The sequence below is a fragment of the Streptomyces boncukensis genome (assembly GCF_011045075.1).
Taxonomy (GTDB): domain Bacteria; phylum Actinomycetota; class Actinomycetes; order Streptomycetales; family Streptomycetaceae; genus Streptomyces; species Streptomyces boncukensis.
In genome coordinates this window covers 1-860 of sequence record NZ_JAAKZZ010001048.1, presented here as the reverse complement: position 1 = coordinate 860, position 860 = coordinate 1, and the positions used below count along the sequence as shown (strand labels likewise).

Genomic DNA, 860 nt, shown 5'->3' with positions numbered 1-860 from the left:
CGCCCGCCCCGCCCCCACGCCGCGGGCGGGCCGGATCCGCCGGCCGCCATCTGCACGCGGGCCGCCTCACCTACGCCGTCCTCGTGCTGTTCACCCTCGGCTCGCTCTTCCCGCTGGTGTGGACGGCCATCGCGGCATCCCGCGACAACCAGCGGCTGGCCGAGACCCCGCCGCCCTTCTGGTTCGGCGGGAACCTGTTCTCGAACATGAGCACCGCCTGGAACGACGCCAACATGGGCAAGGCGCTGTTCAACACCACGCTGGTGGCGGGCTCGATCGCGGCCAGCACGGTGCTCTTCGCGACGCTCGCGGGCTTCGCCTTCGCCAAGCTCCAGTTCCGCGCGAAGAACCTGCTGCTGGTGGTCGTGATCGGCACCATGATGGTGCCCCCGCAGCTGAGCGTGGTGCCGCTGTTCATGGCGATCGCCGAACTGGAGTGGACCAACCAGCTCCAGGCCGTCATCCTGCCGATGATGGTGAGCGCCTTCGGCGTCTTCTTCATGCGGCAGTACCTGGTGAACGCGCTGCCGACCGAGCTGATCGAGGCCGCCCGGGTGGACGGCGCGCACAGCCTGCGCGTCGTGTGGCACGTCGTCTTCCCGGCGGCGCGGCCCGCGATGGCCGTACTGGGGATGCTCACCTTCGTGATGGCCTGGAACGAGTTCTTCTGGCCGATCATCGCACTCACCCAGGACAACCCGACGGTGCAGGTGGCGCTGACCGGGCTCGGGCAGGGGTATGTACCCGACGAGTCGGTGATCATGGCGGGGGCGCTGCTGGGCACGCTGCCGCTGCTGGTCGCCTTCGCGCTGTTCGGCAAGCAGATCGTCGGCGGCATCATGCAGGGAGCGGTCAAGGGC

Annotated in this window: 1 protein-coding gene; it reads left to right on the top strand. The window is 69.3% G+C overall.

Going from position 1 to position 860, the window contains the following annotated elements; translation table 11 throughout:
- Positions 1–860, top strand: an 860-nt coding sequence (locus tag G5C65_RS37865; protein ID WP_420903414.1) for a carbohydrate ABC transporter permease, incomplete at both ends; no start/stop codon positions are given.